This is a genomic window from Actinomycetota bacterium, from assembly GCA_030682655.1.
Taxonomy (GTDB): domain Bacteria; phylum Actinomycetota; class Coriobacteriia; order Anaerosomatales; family JAUXNU01; genus JAUXNU01.
In genome coordinates this window covers 1-1,422 of sequence record JAUXNU010000058.1, presented here as the reverse complement: position 1 = coordinate 1,422, position 1,422 = coordinate 1, and the positions used below count along the sequence as shown (strand labels likewise).

Sequence of the window (1,422 nt, the reverse complement as noted above, 5' to 3'; positions counted from 1 at the left end):
CGTGTTCGTCCCGGTCGGACACCGATGGCCTCTGTGGTGCCTGCGAGCTCGTAGGTCAGCATGGTGGTGGAGGGCTCCCCGCGGGAACCGTGGATTGTTGCCTTCGAGCACGAGCGTCAGACTTCTGTTTCTTCCTGCCCTCCCCGGGACGGGCACCTGTTGATCCTGGTGCTCAACGTCGAGGAGGTGGCGGTGATGGAGTTGGTCCACCCGCGCTGCGCGGGAATCGATGTGTCCAAGCGAGACGCGAAGGTCTGCGTCCGGATCGCAGGCGGCGGACGGGCAGGCACGACGTCGACGGTCACGACGTGGGGCTCGGTCACCAACCAGGTGTTGGCGCTGCGCGAACACCTGGTCGCCGCCCGGATCACGCTGGCGGTGATGGAGGCCACCGGGGACTACTGGAAGCCGTTCTACTACCTGCTCGAGGACGCCCCGTTCGAGGTGATGCTCGTCAACGCCCGCCATGTGAGGAACCTGCCCGGACGCAAGACGGATGTCTCCGACGCTGCGTGGCTGGCCCAGCTCGGTGCGCACGGGTTGGTTCGTGCCTCGTTCGTTCCGCCCGCACCGATCCGTCAGCTGCGGGACCTGACCCGGACCCGGACCGCGATGGTGCGCGAGCGCGCCAAAGAGATCCAACGCCTGGAGAAGCTCCTCGAGGACGCCGGGATCAAGATGTCCTCGGTCGCCACGGACATCAGCGGTGTCTCCGGGCGGGCCATGCTCGAGGCCCTGATCGCCGGCCAACGTGACCCGGCCGTGTTGGCGGACCTGGCCAAGCGGCGGCTGCGGTCCAAGATCCCCGAGCTCACCGAGGCCCTGACCGGCCAGTTCACCGACCACCACGGGTTCTTGACCCGCCTCCACCTGGACCTGATCGACCAGCACACCCACGCAATCGATGAGCTCACGGCCAGGATCGAGGTGGTGATCGAACCCTTTCGTGGTTTCCGGGACCTGATCATCTCGATCCCGGGAGTCAGCACGCGAGTCGCCGACGTGATCATCGCCGAGACCGGCGCGGACATGACCCGGTTCCCGACCGCCGGGCACCTGGCCTCCTGGGCCGGGACGTGTCCCGGCTCGAACGAGTCCGCCGGACGGGTCAAGTCCACCCACACCCGTCCGGGCAACCCCTACCTCAAGGGCGCGCTCGGCATCGCAGCGATGTCCGCCGCCCAGTCCAAGGACACCTACCTGGCGGCAAAGTACCGCCGCATCGCCTCCCGGCGCGGGCCCATCAAGGCCATCGTCGCCGTCGAGCACGCCATCTTGATCGCCATCTGGAACATGTGGATCAACGGCGCGTTCTACGCCGATCCCGGCGGCGACTTCTACGCCCGCCGCAACCCCGACAAGACCAAGGCCCGCGCCATCAACCAGCTCCGCAAGATGGGCTACACCGTCACCCTGAGCCCC

Annotated in this window: 1 protein-coding gene; it reads left to right on the top strand. The window is 67.5% G+C overall.

The window, feature by feature from the left end:
* Positions 1 to 195: 195 nt before the first annotated feature.
* On the top strand, positions 196 to 1,422 hold a 1,227-nt coding region (locus Q8K99_03590; protein ID MDP2181632.1), incomplete at its 3' end, for an IS110 family transposase.